This window comes from Allobosea sp. CRIB-10 (genome assembly GCF_900112185.1).
Classification (GTDB): Bacteria; Pseudomonadota; Alphaproteobacteria; order Rhizobiales; family Beijerinckiaceae; genus Allobosea.
In genome coordinates this window covers 1-17,928 of record NZ_FOKP01000033.1, presented here as the reverse complement: position 1 = coordinate 17,928, position 17,928 = coordinate 1, and the positions used below count along the sequence as shown (strand labels likewise).

23 protein-coding genes are annotated in these 17,928 nt (G+C 66.8%); 9 read left to right on the top strand and 14 right to left on the bottom strand.

The genetic code is table 11. The annotated features are described in order from the left end of the window. Window position 1: 1 nt before the first annotated feature. The 3 genes from BMZ69_RS27735 to acnA all read right to left on the bottom strand — a co-directional run bounded on the left by BMZ69_RS27735 (window position 2) and on the right by acnA (window position 3,753). Window positions 2-463, bottom strand: a complete 462-nt coding sequence (locus BMZ69_RS27735; RefSeq protein ID WP_092163051.1) for a 3-hydroxyacyl-ACP dehydratase FabZ family protein — start codon at window positions 461-463, stop codon at window positions 2-4. Window positions 464-570: 107 nt separating this feature from the next. Next, the gene (locus BMZ69_RS27730) at window positions 571-852 is read right to left on the bottom strand and encodes an acyl carrier protein (protein WP_066473700.1); all 282 of its coding nucleotides are present in this window, start codon (window positions 850-852) and stop codon (window positions 571-573) included. 189 nt (window positions 853-1,041) lie between these two features. After that, a complete protein-coding gene (acnA, locus tag BMZ69_RS27725; protein WP_092163049.1) occupies window positions 1,042-3,753 on the bottom strand; it encodes an aconitate hydratase AcnA in 2,712 nt (903 codons plus the stop codon). A 236-nt stretch (window positions 3,754-3,989) separates the two neighbouring features. On the opposite strand from acnA, the gene ccmA reads away from it, so the two are divergent. Together ccmA and ccmB are read left to right on the top strand one after the other, a co-directional pair. Next, window positions 3,990-4,610 (top strand): heme ABC exporter ATP-binding protein CcmA, encoded by a 621-nt coding sequence (ccmA, locus tag BMZ69_RS27720; RefSeq protein WP_244543578.1) that lies wholly within the window; start codon window positions 3,990-3,992, stop codon window positions 4,608-4,610. Further along, complete coding sequence (gene ccmB / locus BMZ69_RS27715) at window positions 4,607-5,272, top strand: heme exporter protein CcmB (protein ID WP_092163047.1); 666 nt, start codon at window positions 4,607-4,609, stop codon at window positions 5,270-5,272. The genes ccmA and ccmB overlap by 4 nt, the downstream gene beginning before the upstream one ends. 5 nt (window positions 5,273-5,277) lie before the next feature. Here ccmB and BMZ69_RS27710 read toward each other — a convergent pair whose 3' ends face one another. Further along, complete coding sequence (locus tag BMZ69_RS27710) at window positions 5,278-5,508, bottom strand: hypothetical protein (protein ID WP_092163045.1); 231 nt, start codon at window positions 5,506-5,508, stop codon at window positions 5,278-5,280. 205 nt (window positions 5,509-5,713) lie between these two features. On the opposite strand from BMZ69_RS27710, the gene BMZ69_RS27705 reads away from it, so the two are divergent. The 4 genes from BMZ69_RS27705 (at window position 5,714) to BMZ69_RS27690 (ending at window position 7,584) form a co-directional block, all read left to right on the top strand. Continuing rightward, window positions 5,714-5,956 carry a hypothetical protein gene (locus BMZ69_RS27705; protein ID WP_092163043.1) on the top strand — a complete coding sequence of 81 codons (243 nt, stop codon included), beginning with the start codon at window positions 5,714-5,716 and terminating at the stop codon, window positions 5,954-5,956. 109 nt (window positions 5,957-6,065) lie between these two features. After that, window positions 6,066-6,824 carry a heme ABC transporter permease gene (locus BMZ69_RS27700; protein ID WP_092163041.1) on the top strand — a complete coding sequence of 253 codons (759 nt, stop codon included), beginning with the start codon at window positions 6,066-6,068 and terminating at the stop codon, window positions 6,822-6,824. Next, window positions 6,821-6,994: a heme exporter protein CcmD gene (gene ccmD, locus BMZ69_RS27695; RefSeq protein WP_092163039.1), complete on the top strand. Its 174-nt coding sequence runs from the start codon at window positions 6,821-6,823 to the stop codon at window positions 6,992-6,994. The genes BMZ69_RS27700 and ccmD overlap by 4 nt, the downstream gene beginning before the upstream one ends. Next, entirely contained in the window at window positions 6,991-7,584 is a 594-nt protein-coding gene (locus BMZ69_RS27690; RefSeq protein ID WP_092163038.1) for a DsbE family thiol:disulfide interchange protein, read from the top strand. The genes ccmD and BMZ69_RS27690 overlap by 4 nt, the downstream gene beginning before the upstream one ends. 7 nt (window positions 7,585-7,591) lie before the next feature. On the opposite strand, the gene BMZ69_RS27685 is transcribed toward BMZ69_RS27690, so the two are convergent. The 7 genes from BMZ69_RS27685 to purC are packed head-to-tail and all read right to left on the bottom strand — an operon-like array spanning window position 7,592 to window position 11,353. Further along, a complete protein-coding gene (locus BMZ69_RS27685; protein WP_092163037.1) occupies window positions 7,592-8,020 on the bottom strand; it encodes a hypothetical protein in 429 nt (142 codons plus the stop codon). Then, a complete protein-coding gene (gene purQ, locus BMZ69_RS27680) occupies window positions 8,017-8,712 on the bottom strand; it encodes a phosphoribosylformylglycinamidine synthase subunit PurQ (RefSeq protein WP_092163036.1) in 696 nt (231 codons plus the stop codon). The genes BMZ69_RS27685 and purQ overlap by 4 nt, the downstream gene beginning before the upstream one ends. Then, the gene (locus tag BMZ69_RS27675; RefSeq protein ID WP_092163035.1) at window positions 8,709-9,215 is read right to left on the bottom strand and encodes a GNAT family N-acetyltransferase; all 507 of its coding nucleotides are present in this window, start codon (window positions 9,213-9,215) and stop codon (window positions 8,709-8,711) included. Before BMZ69_RS27675 ends, purQ begins: the two co-directional genes overlap by 4 nt. Beyond that, entirely contained in the window at window positions 9,212-9,454 is a 243-nt protein-coding gene (gene purS, locus BMZ69_RS27670) for a phosphoribosylformylglycinamidine synthase subunit PurS (RefSeq protein ID WP_092163034.1), read from the bottom strand. The genes BMZ69_RS27675 and purS overlap by 4 nt, the downstream gene beginning before the upstream one ends. A gap of 56 nt (window positions 9,455-9,510) precedes the next feature. Next, window positions 9,511-9,951, bottom strand: coding sequence for a hypothetical protein (locus BMZ69_RS27665; protein ID WP_092163033.1), 441 nt, complete (start codon window positions 9,949-9,951; stop codon window positions 9,511-9,513). A gap of 32 nt (window positions 9,952-9,983) precedes the next feature. Further along, window positions 9,984-10,517, bottom strand: coding sequence for a hypothetical protein (locus tag BMZ69_RS27660; protein ID WP_139219255.1), 534 nt, complete (start codon window positions 10,515-10,517; stop codon window positions 9,984-9,986). 41 nt (window positions 10,518-10,558) lie between these two features. Beyond that, window positions 10,559-11,353: a phosphoribosylaminoimidazolesuccinocarboxamide synthase gene (purC, locus tag BMZ69_RS27655; RefSeq protein ID WP_092163022.1), complete on the bottom strand. Its 795-nt coding sequence runs from the start codon at window positions 11,351-11,353 to the stop codon at window positions 10,559-10,561. Window positions 11,354-11,695: 342 nt separating this feature from the next. Between purC and BMZ69_RS27650 the strand changes: the two genes are divergently transcribed. Together BMZ69_RS27650 and BMZ69_RS27645 are read left to right on the top strand one after the other, a co-directional pair. Then, a complete protein-coding gene (locus BMZ69_RS27650) occupies window positions 11,696-12,019 on the top strand; it encodes a DUF1476 domain-containing protein (RefSeq protein WP_092163021.1) in 324 nt (107 codons plus the stop codon). A gap of 144 nt (window positions 12,020-12,163) precedes the next feature. Then, on the top strand, window positions 12,164-12,934 hold the full coding sequence (locus tag BMZ69_RS27645; RefSeq protein WP_092163020.1) for an HpcH/HpaI aldolase family protein: 771 nt from the start codon (window positions 12,164-12,166) through the stop codon (window positions 12,932-12,934). A gap of 5 nt (window positions 12,935-12,939) precedes the next feature. On the opposite strand, the gene BMZ69_RS27640 is transcribed toward BMZ69_RS27645, so the two are convergent. Then, window positions 12,940-13,581: a DNA-3-methyladenine glycosylase family protein gene (locus BMZ69_RS27640; RefSeq protein WP_092163019.1), complete on the bottom strand. Its 642-nt coding sequence runs from the start codon at window positions 13,579-13,581 to the stop codon at window positions 12,940-12,942. An 89-nt stretch (window positions 13,582-13,670) separates the two neighbouring features. Here BMZ69_RS27640 and gluQRS point away from each other — a divergent pair, with 89 nt between their 5' ends. Beyond that, on the top strand, window positions 13,671-14,555 hold the full coding sequence (gluQRS, locus tag BMZ69_RS27635; protein ID WP_092163018.1) for a tRNA glutamyl-Q(34) synthetase GluQRS: 885 nt from the start codon (window positions 13,671-13,673) through the stop codon (window positions 14,553-14,555). 15 nt (window positions 14,556-14,570) lie between these two features. Here gluQRS and BMZ69_RS27630 read toward each other — a convergent pair whose 3' ends face one another. Together BMZ69_RS27630 and BMZ69_RS27625 are read right to left on the bottom strand one after the other, a co-directional pair. Beyond that, window positions 14,571-15,488, bottom strand: coding sequence for an AEC family transporter (locus BMZ69_RS27630; RefSeq protein WP_092163017.1), 918 nt, complete (start codon window positions 15,486-15,488; stop codon window positions 14,571-14,573). 26 nt (window positions 15,489-15,514) lie between these two features. Continuing rightward, window positions 15,515-17,548: a M23 family metallopeptidase gene (locus BMZ69_RS27625; RefSeq protein WP_244543577.1), complete on the bottom strand. Its 2,034-nt coding sequence runs from the start codon at window positions 17,546-17,548 to the stop codon at window positions 15,515-15,517. Window positions 17,549-17,928: the final 380 nt, after the last annotated feature.

Sequence of the window (17,928 nt, the reverse complement as noted above, 5' to 3'; positions counted from 1 at the left end):
GTCAGATTGCCTCCGGGGAGAGGCCGATGGCGGCGATGCGGCTCTGCATCAAGGTGCGCATATCGGCGGGGAACGGCATCAGGCGAAAGCGCAGCTCGGCATCGCAGATCGGCTTGCCGGCGATGGCGATCTTCGCCTTGGTCGCGGCATAGCCGGAGCCCTCATGGACGAGCTCGGCGCTGACGTCGAGCACGGCGTTGGGCTCGACAAAGGTGCGGAAGCGCGCCTTGTCGACCATCATCAGGAAGGGCATCTGCGTCAGGCCGTTGAGCCCGAGGAGCAGATAGCCGGAGGCCTGCGCCATGGTCTCGGTGAGCAGGACGCCGGGAACGAGCGGGTGACCGGGGAAATGGCCCTCGAAGACCGGGCTCGCAGCCGGAACGGTCGAACGGGTGACAATCCGCTTCGCTGCCGGATCGAAGCTCTCGACCTTGTCGATCATGTCGAAATATTCGAGGCGCATGCGGTTCCAACCCGTCTCGCCGCGATCGGGGTCGGGCCCCGCTTGCGGCGCTTCAACGTGCAGCAGCGGTCCTTCCGGACCGGAGCTTGTTCAGGCGGCCACTTTGCTCAGGCAGCCTTGGCGGCGACGAGGTCGTCGATGCGCTTGCACAGGTTCTCCAGCACGAAATACTGCTCGGCCGGCGCCTTGCCCTCGTTGACCTCCTGGGTCCACTGCTCCAGCGGCAGCTTGATGCCGAAGGCCTTGTCGATCGCGAAGGCGATGTCGAGGAAGGCGAGGGAGTCGATGCCGAGATCGTCGATCGCGTGGCTCTGGGGCGTGATCTTCTCGCGAGGAATGTCGCAAGTTTCCGAAATAATGCCGGCGACCGTCTCGAACGTGGCGGACATGCGGATGCTCCGTCGTGAATGATGATGGCGGATGGCGTCCGGGCGCGTTCGCCCCGCGCCTGCCCCAAGCCCCCCGCCGAGGATACTGTGACCGCCCCCTTACACCTGAGTGCAAGATTGGACAACCGTCACGGCAAAAGAGAGACGCCCGGCTTGCGGCCGGGCGCCTATAGTATCGGCGTCGTGGAGTTACGCCGCGATGCCGCGTAGCACGTAGTGCAGGATACCGGCGTTCTTGAAGTAGTCGAGCTCGTCCAGCGTATCGATGCGGCAGAGGATTGGAACCTTCTTCACCTTGCCGTCGGCATAGGTGATCTCGGCTTCGAGCATCTGGCGCGGCTTGACGGTGGCGAGGCCCTTGATCGTCACGGTCTCGTCGCCCTTGAGGCCGAGCGAGGCCCAGCTGGTGCCCTCCTGCAGGGTGAACGGCACGACGCCCATGCCGACCAGATTCGAGCGGTGGATGCGCTCGAAGCTCTGGGCGATCACGGCCTTGACGCCGAGCAGGTTGGTGCCTTTGGCGGCCCAGTCACGCGAGGAACCGTTGCCGTATTCGACGCCGGCGAAGATCACCAGCGGCACCTTCTCGGCCTGGTAGCGCATCGCCGCGTCGTAGATCGGCAGCTCTTCCTTGCTGGGATAGTGGATGGTGTAGCCGCCCTCGCGCCCGTTCGGGCCCATCATGTGGTTGCGGATGCGGATATTGGCGAAGGTACCGCGCATCATCACCTCATGATTGCCGCGGCGCGTGCCGTACTGGTTGAAGTCGGCGACGGCGACGCCATGCTCGGTGAGATAGGCGCCGGCCGGCGAAGCGGCCTTGATCGAACCGGCCGGGGAGATGTGGTCGGTGGTGATCTTGTCGCCGAACAGACCGAGGATGCGAGCGCCGACGATTTCGGTGACCGGGGCCGGCTGCTTGCCCATGCCGCGGAAATAGGGCGGGTTCTGGACATAGGTCGACTTGTCGTCCCAGGCATAGGTCTGGCCGGTCGGCGCCTTGACCTTCTGCCAGTTGGCGTCGCCCTTGAAGACGTCGGCATACTTCGCCTTGAAGATCGCCTTGGTGACGTTCTTGGCGATGAAAGCCTGAATCTCCTTGTTGGAGGGCCAGATGTCCCTGAGGTAGACCGGCTTGCCGTCCTTGCCCATGCCGAGCGGCTCGGTCGTCAGGTCGATCTGCACCGAACCCGCCAGCGCATAGGCGACGACCAGCGGCGGCGAGGCGAGATAGTTCGCCTGCACGTCCGGCGAGACGCGGCCCTCGAAGTTGCGGTTGCCCGAGATGACGGCGCCGGCGATCAGGCCCTGATCGTTGATCGCCTTCGAGATCGGCGCCGGCAGCGGGCCGGAATTGCCGATGCAGGTGGTGCAGCCGAAGCCGACCAGGTTGAAGCCGAGCTTGTCGAGGTCCTTCTGCAGGCCGGCCTTGGCGAGATACTCGGCGACGACCTGCGAGCCGGGCGCCAGCGAGGTCTTGACCCAGGGCTTGACCTTGAGGCCCTTCGCCACGGCGTTGCGCGCGAGCAGGCCGGCGGCCATCAGCACCGAGGGATTCGAGGTGTTGGTGCAGGAGGTGATGGCGGCGATGACGACGTCGCCATGGCCGAGATCGAAGGTCTCACCCTCGACCTTGACGCGGCGCGACAGCTCGCCACCCTTCTTGTAGTCGCTTTCCATCGCGGCGGCGAAGCCGCTCTTGATCGCGCCGAGATCGGCGCGGCCTTCCGGACGCTTAGGGCCGGCCATCGAGGCCTGCACGCTGCCGAGATCGAGCTCGAGCGTGTCGGTGAAGACCGGATCGGGCGTCGAGCGGGTGGCAAACAGCCCTTGCGCCTTCGCATATTTCTCGACCAGGGCGACGCGGGCAGCCTTGCGGCTGGTGGTCTCCAGATAGTTCAGCGTCTCGGCGTCGACCGGGAAGAAGCCGCAGGTGGCGCCGTATTCCGGGCCCATATTGGCGATGGTGGCGCGGTCGGCCAGCGTCAGATTGTAGAGGCCGGGGCCGAAGAACTCGACGAACTTGCCGACAACGCCCTTCTTGCGCAGCATCTGCGTGACCGTCAGCACGAGGTCGGTCGCGGTGATGCCTTCCTTGAGCTTGCCGGTGAGCTTGAAGCCGATCACCTCGGGCAGCAGCATCGACTGCGGCTGGCCGAGCATGGCGGCCTCGGCCTCGATGCCGCCAACGCCCCAGCCGAGCACGGCGAGGCCATTGACCATGGTGGTGTGCGAGTCGGTGCCGACCACGGTGTCGGGATAGGCGACCTCCACCGTTTCGGTCTTCTTGCCCTTCTTCACCTTCTCCTTCGCCGTCCAGACGGTCTGGGCGAGGTATTCCAGGTTGACCTGGTGGCAGATGCCGGTGCCGGGCGGGACGACGCGGAAATTGTCGAAGGCGCCCTGGCCCCATTTCAGGAAGCGATAACGCTCGCCATTGCGCTGGTATTCGAGGTCGACGTTCTGCTTGAAGGCCTTGGGCGAGCCGAACTCGTCGACGATGACCGAGTGGTCGATGACGAGGTCGACCGGCACCAGCGGGTTGATCTTCTTGGGATCGCCGCCGAGCGCGACGACGCCGTCACGCATCGCGGCGAGATCGACCACCGCCGGAACGCCGGTGAAGTCCTGCATCAGCACGCGGGCGGGACGGAAGCCGATCTCCTTGCCGGCCTTGCCCTTGTCGCTGAGCCAGCCGACGAAAGATTCGATGTCGGCCTTGGTGACCGAGCGGCCGTCCTCGAAGCGCAGCAGGTTCTCGAGCAGCACCTTCATCGAGAAGGGGAGCTTGGAAATGCCGGCGAGGCCGTTCTTCTCGGCCGCCTTGAGCGAGTAATAGACGTATTTCTTCGTGCCGACGGTCAGCGTCTTGCGGCACTTGAATGAATCGAGCGAGGCCATTTTGGCTTACATCCTGATCAAGGGGTTGCGGTCACGAGCCGAATTCCTCCTGGCGGATGAATCCGGTCGAAGGCCTGTTGCGCATGACGCGCACGCCGCCCCGGGAGTGCCCGAGCCCCGCGCCGGATCGGCGTGCGGCGTAGCCACGGGTTCTATAGATCAATTCCAAGAAGCCCGCTACAGGCTCGATATGCGTCGGATGAAGAGCTAATGACGCTTCGGAAGACAGGCTCGGCGTGACGCAGATTCGATTCCAGACCTTCGCCCTGACGGCCGAAGCGCTCGCCTGCCGCCGCGGTGGTCGCGCGATCTTCGACGGCGTCGGCTTTCGTCTGGAAAATGGCGAGGCGATCGCGCTCACCGGCCGCAACGGCGCCGGCAAGTCGAGCCTGATCGCGATGCTGAGCGGACGGCTGCAGCCCGAGGCTGGTTCGATCCGGCTTGAAGGGCTCGACGACATGCCGCTGGCGGAGGCCGCCCATCTGGTCGGCCATCGCGACGGGCTCAAGACCGCGCTGACGGCGGCGGAGAACCTGCGGTTCGCGCAGGAATTGCTCGGCTCGCCGGGCCTCGGCCCGGCCGAGGCGCTCGCCACGGTCGGCCTGCCGCATGCCGGAGCTCTGCCTGTCGGCTATCTTTCGGCCGGCCAGCGCCGGCGCGTGGCGCTGGCGCGCCTGCTGGTGGCGTCGCGGCCGATCTGGTTGCTCGACGAGCCGATGGCGGCGCTCGACGTCGGCTCGCAGGCGATGCTGTCGCAATTGATGCAGGGGCATCTTGCGGCTGGCGGGGCGATCCTGGCGGCGACCCATGGGCCGCTCGGCCTCGACGGCGCGCGCGACCTCAGGATCGGGCCGTGACCAGCGCCTTCCTCGCCATCCTCAGACGCGATCTCGCTTTGGCGGTCCGGGCCGGCGGCGGCGGCGAGCTCGCGCTCGTCTTTTTCCTCACCGTCGTCGTGCTGATCCCGTTCGCGCTCGGGCCCGACCTCAACCTGCTGTCGCGGATCGGCCCGGCTATCCTGTGGCTCGGCGCGCTGCTGGCGACGCTGATCGGGCTCGACCGGCTGTTCCAGGCCGATGAGGAGGACGGCTCGCTCGACTTGATCCGCGGTGCGCCGCTGCCATTGGAGCTCGCCGTCTTCGCCAAGGCGCTGGCGCATTGGCTGACGACAGGCTTGCCGTTGACGCTGGCCGCGCCGCTGCTCGGGTTGCTCGTCGCCCTGCCGGCGGAAGGCGTGCTGCCGCTGACCGCGAGCCTTGCGCTGGGAACGCCGGCGCTGAGCTTCATCGGCGCGGCGGCGGCAGCACTGACCGCGAGCCTGCGCCGGGGCGGCCTGATCCTGCCGGTGCTGGTCGCGCCGCTCTGCGTGCCCGTGCTGATCTTCGGGGTCTCGGCCTCCGATGCCGCGCGCGGGCTGATGCTGCTGCAGAGCCCGCTGCTGATCCTGGCCGCGTTGTCGCTGATGGCCGCTGTCGTCGGCTGTATCGCGGCGGCGGCGGCGCTGCGCCAACCGGATTGAGGCTTTCAGATTTCGGACAGCATCTCGCCGCTGTCGAGTTCTAGCGCGCAGCCGGATTGGGTTGCCAGCCGGGCGACAACGGCCGCGATATCCTCGAGCGCGACATTGTCGTCGATGAAACGGTGCTGGACCTCTTCGGCGACGCCAAAGACGTCGACAACACGCGATTGAGCGGCCCTCAGGCGCACGGCCGTTTCGATGTCGCGTCGCATGGGATCGGATAGCGTGATGAGCATGACAATCCCTCCTGCATCGACAAATAGGGTAGAGGCGACGATCGTTCAAGATAATAATCTAATAATTTCAATTAGTTAGTAGATTACGCCAAAGGCGCTCGCATTGCATGACGCTAAGGTGACGCCGATTACGCCCTCCCTTGCGAATGAGCTGCTTGTGCCCATATCGTCACCTACTCATTCTTAGCGCGGTGGGGAGCGCGCCATGTCCGAGCTGGAACGCGGCGAACGATTGCAGATCATGCTCAGCGCGGAAGAGCTCCGCGCCGTCGAGAACTGGCGCTTCGACAAGCGCATGCCGAGCCGTGCGGCGGCGGTGCGCGAGCTTTTGCGCCGGGGTCTTCTGGCGGAAGGATTTACCGTCGCAGCCGAAGGCGCCAGGTCGGGCAGTTTCGGCGTTCTCGACGACGAGGAGCGCGCGACAGCGAGCGCGCCCGAAAAGGAGTAGCGCGGCCAGCGGCGTCATCGTCGCAGGGGCGGCTGATCGATTGTGAGCCGGACCGGCGATTGCTACATGCTCTCTGGTCGAAAGAAGAGCAGAGCCGGCCACCCCCTTCATGGCGAGCCTTACCGAACTGGCCAATCCGGCGCGCTTCATGCGCCTGTCGAGCGTCTTGCTGCCCTGGCTTGCTGGGGCGGCGGCGCTGTTGCTCGCCATCGGCTTCTACCTCGTCTGGTTCGTCGCGCCCTCCGACTACCAGCAGGGCGAGACCATCAAGATCATGTACATCCATGTGCCGGCCGCCTGGCTGGCTCTGATGTTCTATTCGATGATGGCGCTGTCGGCGCTTGGCGTGCTGGTCTGGCGCCATCCGCTCGCCGATGTCGCCCAGCAGGCGGCGGCGCCGATCGGCGCCTGCTTCGCGCTGATCTGCCTGCTCACCGGCTCGTTCTGGGGCAAGCCGATGTGGGGCACCTACTGGGTCTGGGATGCGCGCCTGACCTCGATGCTGGTGCTGTTCCTCATCTATCTCGGCCTGATCGCGCTGCGCCGCGCCATCGACGAGCCCTCGCGCGCCGGCCGCGCCGTCGCGATCCTGACGCTGGTCGGCTGCGTCAACATCCCGATCATCAAGTTCTCGGTCGACTGGTGGAGCACGCTGCACCAGCCGGCCTCGGTGCTGCGCCTCAGCGGCCCGACCATCCATTCATCAATGCTCTGGCCGCTCGTGATCACCGCTGTCGGCTTCACATTGCTGGCGCTGGCGCTGCACTGCGCCGCCATGCAGGCCGAAATCCTGCGCCGGCGGGTGCGGACGCTGACGATCTTCGAGGCCGAGCGGCTCGACCGGCTTTCGCTGCAGGCAGCGCAATGATGGACGGGCTCGGGCCTCATGCCGGCTTCATCCTTGCCGCCTATTTGGCGGCGGCCGTGATCCTCGCTGGCCTTGCCACTGCGATCCTGCTCGACCGGCGTGCCCAGCGGCGGGCGCTCGCGGCGTTGGAAGAACGTGGCGCCGGCCGTCGGGGTGGGGTGTCGTCATGAGCGAGGCCACCGCCACGCCGGCGCGACGCTCGCCCTGGCTCTACGCCATCCCATTACTGGTCTTCGCGGCGCTGGCGGCGGTGTTCGCCAAGGGGCTGTTCTCTGGCGACGCCAGCAAGGTTCCATCGGCCCTGATCGGCAAGCCCGCCCCGGCGGTGACATTGGCCCCGCTCGAAGGCCTGCTGCGCGACGGCCAGCCCGTTCCCAGCTTCAGCATGGCCGATTTGGCCAAGGGCAGGGCGACGATCGTCAACGTCTTCGCAAGCTGGTGTGCGCCCTGCCGGGTCGAGCATCCCTTCCTGGTCGCGATGGCCGAATCGCCGGCGGTGAAGCAGGGCAAGGTCGCGCTGGTCGGCTTCAACTACAAGGACGAGGCCGAGAATGCCCGCCGCTTCCTCGGCGCGCTCGGCAATCCCTATTCGGCCGTGGGTGTCGACCGTGCCGGGCGCGCGGCGATCGACTGGGGCGTCTATGGCGTGCCCGAAACCTTCCTGATCGGTCCGGACGGGCGCATTCTGGAGAAGCATGTCGGCCCGCTCGACGGGGCGGCTGCGTCACGCATGCTGGCGCGGGCGCAAAAGGGCAGCTGAGATCGTTTTACTGCAGCACCGGGCCGAAGCGCAGGCTGCGCCAGGTCGCGAGCACGGCATCGAGCAGGCCCGGATCATCGAAATAGGCGGCGATGTGGATCTGTCCGCCATCGCGGGCGCAGGCGAAACCGTAGAATGCCGGCTGGCGTCCGTCTTCCTCGCCTTCATCGAGGCGGTAAGCGAAACGGATGAAGTCGGTCTCACGCTCCTCGATCAGATCGAAGGCGGCGGAGGCATGAATTTCCTGCCATTCGGCGAGTGCGTCGTCCGGCTCGCCGGCATCGTAGGCGTTGAGCCAGAAGGTCAGGCCGCGCGGACTATGCCAGAAGACCAGCGAGCCATCCTCGATCCGGCGGGCCATTGGGAATGGCAGCACCAGACTCCAGTCCGGAACGAGTGGCTGGCGGCCCTCGACGAGCGGGGGCGCCTCGCTCACGCTGCCTTCTTGCCGCCGACCAGGCTTTCGAACATGCCGCGCCCGTCGGTGCCGCCGACAAGGCCGTCGATCAGGTTTTCCGGATGCGGCATCAGGCCGAGCACATTGCGGCCGGGCGAGTAGATGCCGGCGATGCCGTTGAGCGAACCGTTCGGATTGGCGGCTGTCGTGACACTGCCTTCGGCATCGGAGTAACGGAAGGCGACCAGCCCCTCGCCTTCGAGGCGGGCGAGCGTTTCGGGATCGCAGATATAGTTGCCCTCACCATGGGCGATGCAGACATCGATCACCTGGCCCTTGGCATAGGCCGAGGTGAAGGCGGTGTCGTTGCGCTCGACCTTGAGGTGCTGGCGCTTGCAGACGAATTTGAGATTGGCGTTGCGGGCGAGCACGCCCGGCAGCAGCCCGGACTCGCAGGCGATCTGGAAGCCGTTGCAGATGCCGAGCACGAGGCCGCCGCGCGCCGCATGCGCCCGCGTCGCGTCCATGATGTGGGCGCGGCCGGCGATGGCGCCGCAGCGCAGATAATCGCCATAGGAGAAGCCGCCCGGCAGCACGACGAGATCGGTGCCAACAGGCAGTTCATGATCGCCATGCCAGACGTGGTCGACATGAGCGCCGGCCTGGCGCAGGGCCTTGGCGACGTCGCCGTCGCGGTTCGAGCCCGGGAAGGTGATGACGGCAGCCTTCATGGATTGGCCCTTCTTGACTGGCGGTAGCTCTCGGCACTCATCGTCATGGTGATCACCGTGACGGCCTCGCTGCCATGCCCCTGCTCCTCGCGCCGGCTCTCCTCCCTCATCCCGAGGGAAGAGTAAAGAGCGATGCCGTTCGCATTGTAGGCGCGGACGCCGAGCCGGGCACTGCGCGCGTCGAACTCATCGAAGATCACATGCAGCGCATGACCGAGCAATTGCCGGCCATAGCCACGCCGCTGCTCGCCGACGGCGATCCGGCGCACCAGGATGGAGTCGGCTTCGATCGCGACGTCCTGCAGCATCACGAAGCCGGCAATGGTGCCATCAGGCTGGCGTGCGACGAAATAGCGATGCGTCGGATCGGCCAGGCCGGCGAGATGCTGTTCGCGGTCCCAGCGGCCGACGGTCACCTCGTAGCCAGGCCTGCGCTCGCAGGCCATGATCGCGTCGATATCGGCCGGCGTCGCCGGGACGATCATCGACGTATCCGGGCTCATGCCAGCAGCTCGACCCGGTAGTTCTCGATCACGGTGTTGGCGAGGAGCTTCTCGCAGGCGGCCTTGAGGGCGGCCTCCGCCGCGGCCTTGTCGGCACCGTCGAGCTCGATGTCGAAGATCTTGCCCTGACGGACCGAGCCGACGCCCTCGATGCCGAGGGATTTCAGCGCGCCCTCGATCGCCTTGCCCTGCGGATCGAGCACGCCGGTCTTGAGGGTGACGGTGACGCGGGCTTTCATCGTGATCTCCGGAACAGGGCGCTTGCCGGCTCGCTTAGCGGTGAATCGGTGCAGGCTCAACCATTTGTCGCGTTATTCGCCGGGGCGGCGGTGTCGCGGCTGTCGAGCAGGCCTTGCAGGTAGTCGAGCACGGGCCGCGCCGCCTCGCCGCCCATCTTCGCATGCGTAAGCAGCGGGATGCCGTGCGGGCCGGCTGCGGTCAGAGCATCCGGCATGGCGGCGAGATGAGCACGGACGAGGTCGAGATGTCCGAGCATTGCCGCGGCGAAGACATCCATCCGCGCGCCCCGGGCGAGCAGGAATTCGGCGATCTCGCGGCGGCCGGTATGGGCGGCCGCGCCGAGTCCGCTCTCCCAATCACCGCCGCCCCAGTCCCAGACTGCGTTCGCCAGGGCCGGATGCTCGCCGACGAGCGCCGTAACCTTGTCGAGGCTGCCATGCGCGGCCCGGACGAAATCCTGGACGAGCTGAGGGTCGAGCTGCGGCTTGTCGCTCATCGGGGCCTCCTGCTTATCGGCCGATCACGCTGTCAGCGGCTCGCCCAGGTGGCGCGGGCGAAGTCCTGGGCGGCTTGCGAATCGTCGGTCACGGCGATCGCCATGGCGAGGTTGTTGTCCTTGCGGGCGTAGAGGATCGCGGTCGCGGCGAGGCGGCCGCCATCCTTGGCGCGGATCTCGACCAGGATGCCGTCGGTGCCGTCCTGCTTGAAGCGCGAGACAGTGGTGGTGCTCTTCGGCTTGTCGGCCTGCTTCGCCTTCGGGCGCTTAGAGAACTCGCGCGCCAGTCGCGCCGGATTGAGCGCCAACGTCCGCGCCATGTCCGCGGCTTCGCGGCCGTCAAAGCTCAAGAGCGCAGCGACGCCGGGGCGCTGGCAGTCCTGCGGCGTGCAAAACACCATCGCCTTCGGGTTGATGCCGTCATTGACGACCCAGTTCTGGATCGGCAGCGGCTCCCAGCCTCGCCCGGCGGCGAGCTGGACCAGGCCGGGCCCGAAATGATCGGCGCAGCCAGCGACCAGCAGCAGGCCGAGCGCGAGCGCGCCGAAACGCAAACGGGAGCGCAAGCGCCCCCGTGCGGTCGTCGGAGTTCCGGTAGCCGTCACGCTCACTGCACGAGGCGCGGCCCGGTCGGGCCCGGCTTTTCGTTCTCGCCGAGGATGCCGAGGCGGCGCGCCACCTCGGTATAGGCCTCGATCAGGCCGCCAAGGTCGCGGCGGAAGCGGTCCTTGTCCATCTTGTCCTTGGAGCGGATGTCCCAGAGACGGCAGGAATCGGGGCTGATCTCGTCGGCGACGACGATGCGCATCATGTCACCTTCCCAGAGGCGGCCGCATTCCATCTTGAAGTCGACGAGACGGATGCCGGCGCCGAGGAAGAGGCCGGAGAGGAAATCGTTGACGCGGATGGCGAGCGCCATGATGTCGTCGATCTCCTGGGGCGTCGCCCAGCCGAAGGCGGTGATGTGCTCTTCGGAGACCATCGGGTCGCCCAGCGCGTCGTTCTTGTAGTAGAACTCGATGATCGAGCGCGGCAGCTGCGTGCCTTCCTCGATGCCGAGCTTGGTCGAGAGCGAGCCGGCCGCGACATTGCGGACGACGACCTCGAGCGGGATGATCTCGACCTCGCGAATCAGTTGCTCGCGCATGTTCAGCCGACGGATGAAGTGCGTGGGCACGCCGATGTCGTTGAGATTGCTGAAGATGTGCTCGGAGATGCGGTTGTTGAGCACGCCCTTGCCGTCGATCACTTCATGCTTCTTGGCATTGAAGGCGGTCGCGTCGTCCTTGAAATGCTGGATCAGCGTTCCGGGCTCCGGTCCCTCATAGAGGACCTTCGCCTTGCCTTCGTAAATGCGACGGCGGCGGTTCATCGGGATATACCGTGGCTTGAGGAAATCCAAAGGGTCGGCCTCTCTCTGGTCGCGGTTGCCCGCGGCGGGATCATGGCCCTGTTCAGCACGCTCTCGCGCAATCCCGTGCTCTTTCGAGTTCGATTCTGGCGCGCCGATCCGGCTGGTTCACGCGGGCCTCGCTCCTGTGAGAGCGTGCCACGCTCGCGCTATATGGCCCCTTCGCGCCGCAAACGCAACAAAGGCCCGAAAAGCGGCGCGGTCGGCCCCTTTCCCGGCATCTTCCGGTCGTGGAGCGCGTGGCCTCTAGCCCGCACTGCCATCCCATTGCTATATGGCGAAGCTGATATCGCGCCGCAGCAAGATTGCCGCTCCGAAGAGGATAAGTACCAGATGACCACCTTCGACCAGCGCAAGGACGCCTACGAGAACAAGTTCGCGCATGACGAGGAGCTGCGCTTCAAGGCGACGGCCCGTCGCAACAAGCTGCTCGGCCTGTGGGCGGCCGAGAAGCTCGGCAAGAGCGGCGCCGATGCCGAGGCCTATGCCAAGTCGGTGGTTCTCGCGGACTTCGAGGAAGCCGGCGACGAGGACGTGCTGCGCAAGGTCAAAGCCGATTTTGCCGCCGGCGGCGTCGCGCTCGCCGATGACGAGATCCGTCGGACGATGACCGAGCTCCTGATCAAGGCGGCCGACGAGGTCCAGGCCGGCCGCTGAACGATGCCCGGGCGCAAGGCGGCTCTTGCCGCATTGCGCCCTTGAGCATGGTGCATGCCGCAGCGTTTGCCTTTCGCTGATGGTTCGGTCCAGGGTCGCTGGACCCGCCAGTGGTGAAGAGCGGGCAACCGGAAGAATGCGCTCATGACCGTGCTGTCCTCGTTTGCCGATCGTCTCGCCAAGGGCGAGACGCTGCTCTCCGCCTGGTGCGGACTGCCCGATCCGAGCATCGCCGCGATCCTGGCGCAGGAGGATTTCGACGCGGTCACGCTCGACATGCAGCACGGGCCGATCACGCTCGCCGAAGTGATCCGGGCGATCCCGCTGATCAACGCCGCCGGCAAGCCGGCGATCGCGCGCATTCCGGTCGGCGAGTTCCAGAACGTCTCGAAGCTGCTCGATTCCGGCGCCTCCGGCGTGATCGCGCCGATGATCAACACCATGGAGGATGCGCGCCGGCTCGCGGCCTATGCCAAGTACCCGCCGCTCGGCGAGCGTAGCTGGGGCAGCTATGGCGGCCTCGGCGCCTCGGGCCTCGACCAAAACGGCTATCTCCGCCAGGCCAATGCTTTCTCGCTGACCTTCGCGATGATCGAGACCCGCGAGGCGATGGCGATCGTCGACGACATCCTCGCGCTCGATGGAATCGACGCGCTCTTCGTCGGTCCCTCCGATCTCTCGATCGCGCTTTCGGGTGGCGCCTCGGTCAACGCCTCGGCAAAGGAAGTCGACGATGCGGTACGCCATATCGTGGCGCGGGCGAATGCGGTGAAGAAGCCGGTCGCCTTCTATGCCGCGAGCGCCGAGCGGGCCGCGGAAGGTGTTGCACTCGGGGCGCGCCTGGTCACGGTGATGAGCGACACCGGTTTCCTGCGCAACGCGGCACAGACGGCGCTGAAGATCGCGCGAGGCTGACGCCTTCAGGCGTTGATGCCCTCGCGCGATTTCAACACGGCGTAATAGGCCCAGAGCAGACGCGCGGCGACGCCGCGCCAGGGCCGCCAGGCTTCGGCAAGTTCGGTCAGCTCGGCCGGTTTTGGCCGCGTGGCCAGTCCGAAGGCGACCTTCGCTGCCTCCTGCACGGCAAGGTCACCGGCGGCGAAGCCGTCGCGATGGCCGAGGCAGAACAGCAGATAGACATCCGCCGTCCAGGGGCCGATGCCGGAGACGGCGGTCATATGCGCGTGGACGAACTCCGGTGTCGCGGTCTCCAGCGCGGTGAGGTCGAGCCGGTTCTCGGCGATCGCCGCGGCGACGGCGCGCAGCGTCTTCTGCTTCGGGCGCGACAGGCCCGACAGCCGCATCTCCTCGTCGCTGGCGGCGAGGACACGGTCCGGCGTCAAGGGAGTGAGCACGCTCTCGACCCGGGCCCAGACCGCGCGGGCGCTCGCCACCGAGAGCTGCTGCGAGACGATGATCGAGGCGAGGCTCAAAAAGCCGCTGTCGCGCCGGCGCAAGGGCGGAACGCCGGTGCGGGCGATGATCCGCCCCCAGACGGGATCGAGCGTGGCGAGGGCAGCCATGCCCTCTTCGAGATCGGCGGTGCAGGAGATCGTCGTCATCTTGCTCGGGTTTGTCGCCGGTCGCCGGTCCCAGCCCTGTCAGGAGACCGGGCTTGGCGAGGCGCGCGGCGAACCATAGACAGAGGGGGATGGCATCGTCTCCACCCGTTTTCCGGTTTGCACCGAGCCCGAACGGGCGGCTGCATCTCGGCCATGCCTATTCGGCACTGGTCAATGAGCGGCTGGCGGCGCGCTTACGCGGCAAGCTGCTGCTGCGGATCGAGGATATCGACCTGACGCGCTGCCGGCCCGAATTCGAGCAGGCCATCCATGACGACCTCGCCTGGCTGGGGATTTCCTTTGCTCCGCAGGTGCGGCGGCAATCCCTGCATTTCCCGGATTATCGCCAGGCGCTCGGTCAGCTCGAGGAGATGGGGTTGATCTATCACTGCTTCTGCTCGCGCCAGGAGGTGAAAGACGCCGTGCGTCGGTGCGAAGCCGAGGCCGGAACGCCCTGGCCGCGCGATCCCGATGGCGCGCCACTCTATCCGGGAACATGCCGTGCCCTGGGCGAAGCCGAGCTTCGCCGCCGCCGCGAGGCGGGCGAGCCGCATGTGCTGCGCCTCGCCATGGACAGGGCCCTGGCGCGAGTGGCCGGCGAAACGCTCTCCTATCGCCTGTTCGACGAAGCGGGCGAGGAGCGCGACATTCGCGTCGATCCCGCGCGCTGGGGCGATGTCGTGCTGGCGCGCAAGGACGTGCCGACGAGCTATCATCTCTCCGTGGTCGTCGACGACGCTCTACAGAATGTCAGCCATGTCGTGCGCGGCAAGGATCTGGAAGCGGCCACCGACATCCATGTCCTGCTGCAGCGCCTGCTCGGCTTGGCCGTGCCGCGCTATCATTTCCACCGGCTGCTCAGCGACGAGACCGGGCAGAAGCTGGCGAAAAGCCGGCTGTCCCGGAGCCTAGCCGATCTGCGGGCGGACGGGGCGACGCCCGAGGCGATCCGGCGGCAGCTCGGTTTCACGTGAATCGTTCGATCCCGATCAGCCGACGCCCAAAAAGGTCAGCCAGCCGATCGTGGTGAAGAGCGACAGCCCGGTCGAGAGCGCGATCGCGCTGGAGGCGTCGGCGACGCCCTGCTTGTAGCGCTCGGCGAAGAGATAGGCGTTGATCCCGCAGGGGCAGGCGGCGAAGAGCACGGCGACGCCGGCCCAGGCCGTGGGCATCGCGAACACCTTCGTCGCCAGCAGGAAGACGATCAGCGGGTGCAGGACAAGCTTGAGGAAGCTCAGGATCGCCGGCAGTCCGATCCCCGACGCAAGGCCGTAGCGCCGCAGCGCGATGCCGAGACTGACCAGCGCGCACGGGACGGCGGCGCCGGCGATTAGGTCGACGATCGACCAGAGCGGCGCCGGGATCATGCCGACGAAGGGGCGCACGGCGCTGCCGAGCAGGATGCCGACGACGATCGGATGGGTGAACAAGCGCCGGAGCAGCAGGAGAGGCGAGGTGCCGCGGCCTTCGGCGAGCAGGGTCGCGGCGGTCATGGTCACCGGCAGATGCACCGCGAGCAGCAGGCTGAGCGGGACCGCGCCCGCGTCGCCATAAGCCTTCAGGATCATCGGGATGCCGACGAAGACCGTATTCGACTGCGCCGCGGCGAAGCCGGAAACGACGAGCTCGGGGCCTTTACGGGCAAAGAAGCGTCGCGCGACGAACTGGGCGATCAGCCAGACGACGGCGAGGCCGGCGAAATAGGAGATCCAGTAGCCCCAGGGCTGGTCGGGCGGGATCGTGGCCGTCGCCAGCGTCTTGAACAACAGGCAGGGGATGGCGAGGACGAAGACGAAGTCGGAGAGGCCCTCGCCCGTCGTTTCCCGCAACAGCTTCAGCCAGCGCGTGCCGTAGCCGATGGCGATCAGGCCGAAGACGGGAAGGACGATGATGAGGGAGGAGAGCATTGGCCCGCGGGCAGGAGGGGTGAATCTCAGCGCAATTGCGCAGTCTGGCCTCCGGCCTTCTCGATCAGGCCCAGGACCTCGTCACGCTGGCGCTTGAATTCGGCGAGCGCCCGGCCGTCGAGCTCGCGGCCACGCGGCACCTTGATCTTCATCGGGTTGACGAAGTTGCCGTTGACCATGACCTCGTAGTGCAGATGCGGCCCGGTCGAGAGGCCGGTATTGCCGAGGAAGCCGATCACCTGGCCCTGCCGGACCTTGACGCCGGGCGCAATGCCCTTGGCGAAGGCCGACTGGTGCGAATAGGTGGTGACATAGCCGTTGGCATGCTGGATCTCGATGCGTCGGCCATAGCCGGAATCCCATTCCGCCTTGATGATCGTGCCGTTGCCGGCGGCCAGGATCGGCGTGCCGATCTTGTTGGCCCAATCGATGCCGGTATGCATCTTCGAATAGCGCATGATCGGGTGGTAGCGCATGCCGAAGCCGGAGCGCATCTCGGCATCGGTGATCGGCTTGCGCAGCAGGAATTTCTTCAGTGAGCGGCCATCGCTGTCGAAATAGTCGATCAGCCCGTCTTCCGGGGCCTGGTAGCGGAAGACCTGCCGGGTCTCGCCGTTGACGGTGAGGCTCGCCGAGAGGATTTCCGCACGCTCGCCTTCGTCGTCGTCGGTGAAGATGACCTCGAGATTGTCGCCGCCGCGCACGCGCTGCTGGAAATCGAGATCATAGGAGAAGATCCGGACGAGCTCGTCGATCAGCGGGCGCGGCAGATCGTGGCGCAGCCCGGTCTCATAGAGACTCTCATAGAGCCGTGCGCCGGTGCCGCCCTCGTCGTCCTCTTCCTCCTCGTCATCCTGCGAGCCGACCTGCGATTTCTGCTGCGGGCCGACCGTTTCGCTTCTCGGCAGGGCGACCGGAACGAACAGGCCCTTGTCGTTGACCGCGACGGCGGCGGAAGGCCGGCCGTTGTCGAGCAGGGCGAGGCGCATGATCTGGCGGGGGTCGCCGGGGCGCGGCCCCGGCGCGAACAGCGCCTGCAGGACCTGGCCTTCCGGCAGGGCGGCGACCTTCACCTTGCCGTCGAAGGCCTTCATCATCGAGACGATCTGATCGCGACTGGCGCCGGCATTGCGCACCACCGTCTCGAAGTTCTCGCCGCGGCGGGTGATCAGCAGCTTCTCCTCGACCTGCGGCTCGCGGGTGGCCGCGATCGGGGTCTTCGGCGCGTTCGTCACGTTCTCCGGGACGACGCGGACCTCGATGTTCGAGAAGGAGGTGTCGGTGGCGGGCGCGTAGGACAGGAGATTGCCGGCGCCGGCGGCCTGGCTGCCCTGGGCCAAAGTGCGGCTCAGCATGAGCTGCGGGGGGATCGGCAGCGCCGCGCGACGGTCGGCGGCGGCCAGGTTGGCGCGCTCCTCCTCCATCTGGTTCACCACGTCGGCGTCGGTGAGGCTCGCCTTGCCAGGCGTGATCGGCAGGTCGGCGAGGTCGCGCTTGGTTATCGAGACGTCCGCATCCGGCATGTCGGTGACCGGCTCGGCATAGCGCTCGCTGCCGGGCGCTCCCTCGGCGAAGAGACGCAGCGGGTTGAAGGGCGGGATGTTGGCGGCATAGACGCCGCTGGTCAGCGACAGATTGGTCGACAGGCGCACGAAGGGGCGCACCCTTATGACCTCGCGATCGCCGATGCGCTGGGACATCGGCGCGCGCACGCTGTGCCGGGCCGAGGCGATCGGCTGTTCGGCGACGAGCTTGTCGCCCTTGCGGGCACCGCCGCCGGCCGAGGTGGTCTGATGCGGGGTGACGGGCTCGGGGCGCTCGGCGAAGCTGGTGTCGCCGCGTACCGCGACCAGGATGGCGCCGCCGAGAAGAGCCGCGCCGCAGGAGCCGACGAGCAGACAGGCGGCGAGCCAGCGCAGCGAGACGCCGCGGCGGTCCATGCCGGCAGGAGTGGCGCCGGCGGGAGAGATCGGCGGTTCGATCCCGAGGTCGACGAGCAGCGCCGTCGCTTCCGGCGTCAGCGGCTCATGCGGCGCTCTGAGATCCGGAGGGGCGTTCATCGGGCGTCTGGCGAATCCATTGAAGCGCCCGAGGGCGCACCGAGTCGATGCCGCGGACGGGCTCGATCCCTGCCTTATATAGAGCAGAGACCATGCCCGCGTCCCGCACGGGAATCAATCTCGGGGATCGCCCCGCAGACCGTCCCGGCGTCGGCATCGTGGCTGTGAGAAAAAAATGCGGCTGTTTGCGGGCGGGTTCCCTTCAGGGAGCCCGGTCGAGGCGCCAGAGCGGACGAAACACCGGCAAAATGCCCGGAAATCGCGAGCCGGGTAAAAAAACGCGGCTTTGTCGAAAAACTTTCAAGAAGCGTGTTGACAGTCTGAGTGGGGTGCTCCTATAAAGCGGCCATCGAGACGGCGCCGCCGCTGGCGGGGCCGCT

What these genes read in the sequence shown, in the direction of transcription:
- BMZ69_RS27735 (WP_092163051.1), bottom strand. Translation starts at nt 463, where the DNA reads ATGCGCCTCGAATATTTCGACATGATCGACAAGGTCGAGAGCTTCGAT.
- BMZ69_RS27730 (WP_066473700.1), bottom strand. Translation starts at nt 852, where the DNA reads ATGTCCGCCACGTTCGAGACGGTCGCCGGCATTATTTCGGAAACTTGC.
- acnA (WP_092163049.1), bottom strand. Translation starts at nt 3,753, where the DNA reads ATGGCCTCGCTCGATTCATTCAAGTGCCGCAAGACGCTGACCGTCGGC.
- BMZ69_RS27710 (WP_092163045.1), bottom strand. Translation starts at nt 5,508, where the DNA reads ATGCTCATCACGCTATCCGATCCCATGCGACGCGACATCGAAACGGCC.
- BMZ69_RS27705 (WP_092163043.1), top strand. Translation starts at nt 5,714, where the DNA reads ATGTCCGAGCTGGAACGCGGCGAACGATTGCAGATCATGCTCAGCGCG.
- BMZ69_RS27700 (WP_092163041.1), top strand. Translation starts at nt 6,066, where the DNA reads ATGGCGAGCCTTACCGAACTGGCCAATCCGGCGCGCTTCATGCGCCTG.
- ccmD (WP_092163039.1), top strand. Translation starts at nt 6,821, where the DNA reads ATGATGGACGGGCTCGGGCCTCATGCCGGCTTCATCCTTGCCGCCTAT.
- BMZ69_RS27690 (WP_092163038.1), top strand. Translation starts at nt 6,991, where the DNA reads ATGAGCGAGGCCACCGCCACGCCGGCGCGACGCTCGCCCTGGCTCTAC.
- purQ (WP_092163036.1), bottom strand. Translation starts at nt 8,712, where the DNA reads ATGAAGGCTGCCGTCATCACCTTCCCGGGCTCGAACCGCGACGGCGAC.
- BMZ69_RS27675 (WP_092163035.1), bottom strand. Translation starts at nt 9,215, where the DNA reads ATGAGCCCGGATACGTCGATGATCGTCCCGGCGACGCCGGCCGATATC.
- purS (WP_092163034.1), bottom strand. Translation starts at nt 9,454, where the DNA reads ATGAAAGCCCGCGTCACCGTCACCCTCAAGACCGGCGTGCTCGATCCG.
- BMZ69_RS27665 (WP_092163033.1), bottom strand. Translation starts at nt 9,951, where the DNA reads ATGAGCGACAAGCCGCAGCTCGACCCTCAGCTCGTCCAGGATTTCGTC.
- BMZ69_RS27650 (WP_092163021.1), top strand. Translation starts at nt 11,696, where the DNA reads ATGACCACCTTCGACCAGCGCAAGGACGCCTACGAGAACAAGTTCGCG.
- BMZ69_RS27645 (WP_092163020.1), top strand. Translation starts at nt 12,164, where the DNA reads ATGACCGTGCTGTCCTCGTTTGCCGATCGTCTCGCCAAGGGCGAGACG.
- BMZ69_RS27640 (WP_092163019.1), bottom strand. Translation starts at nt 13,581, where the DNA reads ATGACGACGATCTCCTGCACCGCCGATCTCGAAGAGGGCATGGCTGCC.
- gluQRS (WP_092163018.1), top strand. Translation starts at nt 13,671, where the DNA reads ATGGCATCGTCTCCACCCGTTTTCCGGTTTGCACCGAGCCCGAACGGG.
- BMZ69_RS27630 (WP_092163017.1), bottom strand. Translation starts at nt 15,488, where the DNA reads ATGCTCTCCTCCCTCATCATCGTCCTTCCCGTCTTCGGCCTGATCGCC.
- BMZ69_RS27625 (WP_244543577.1), bottom strand. Translation starts at nt 17,548, where the DNA reads ATGAACGCCCCTCCGGATCTCAGAGCGCCGCATGAGCCGCTGACGCCG.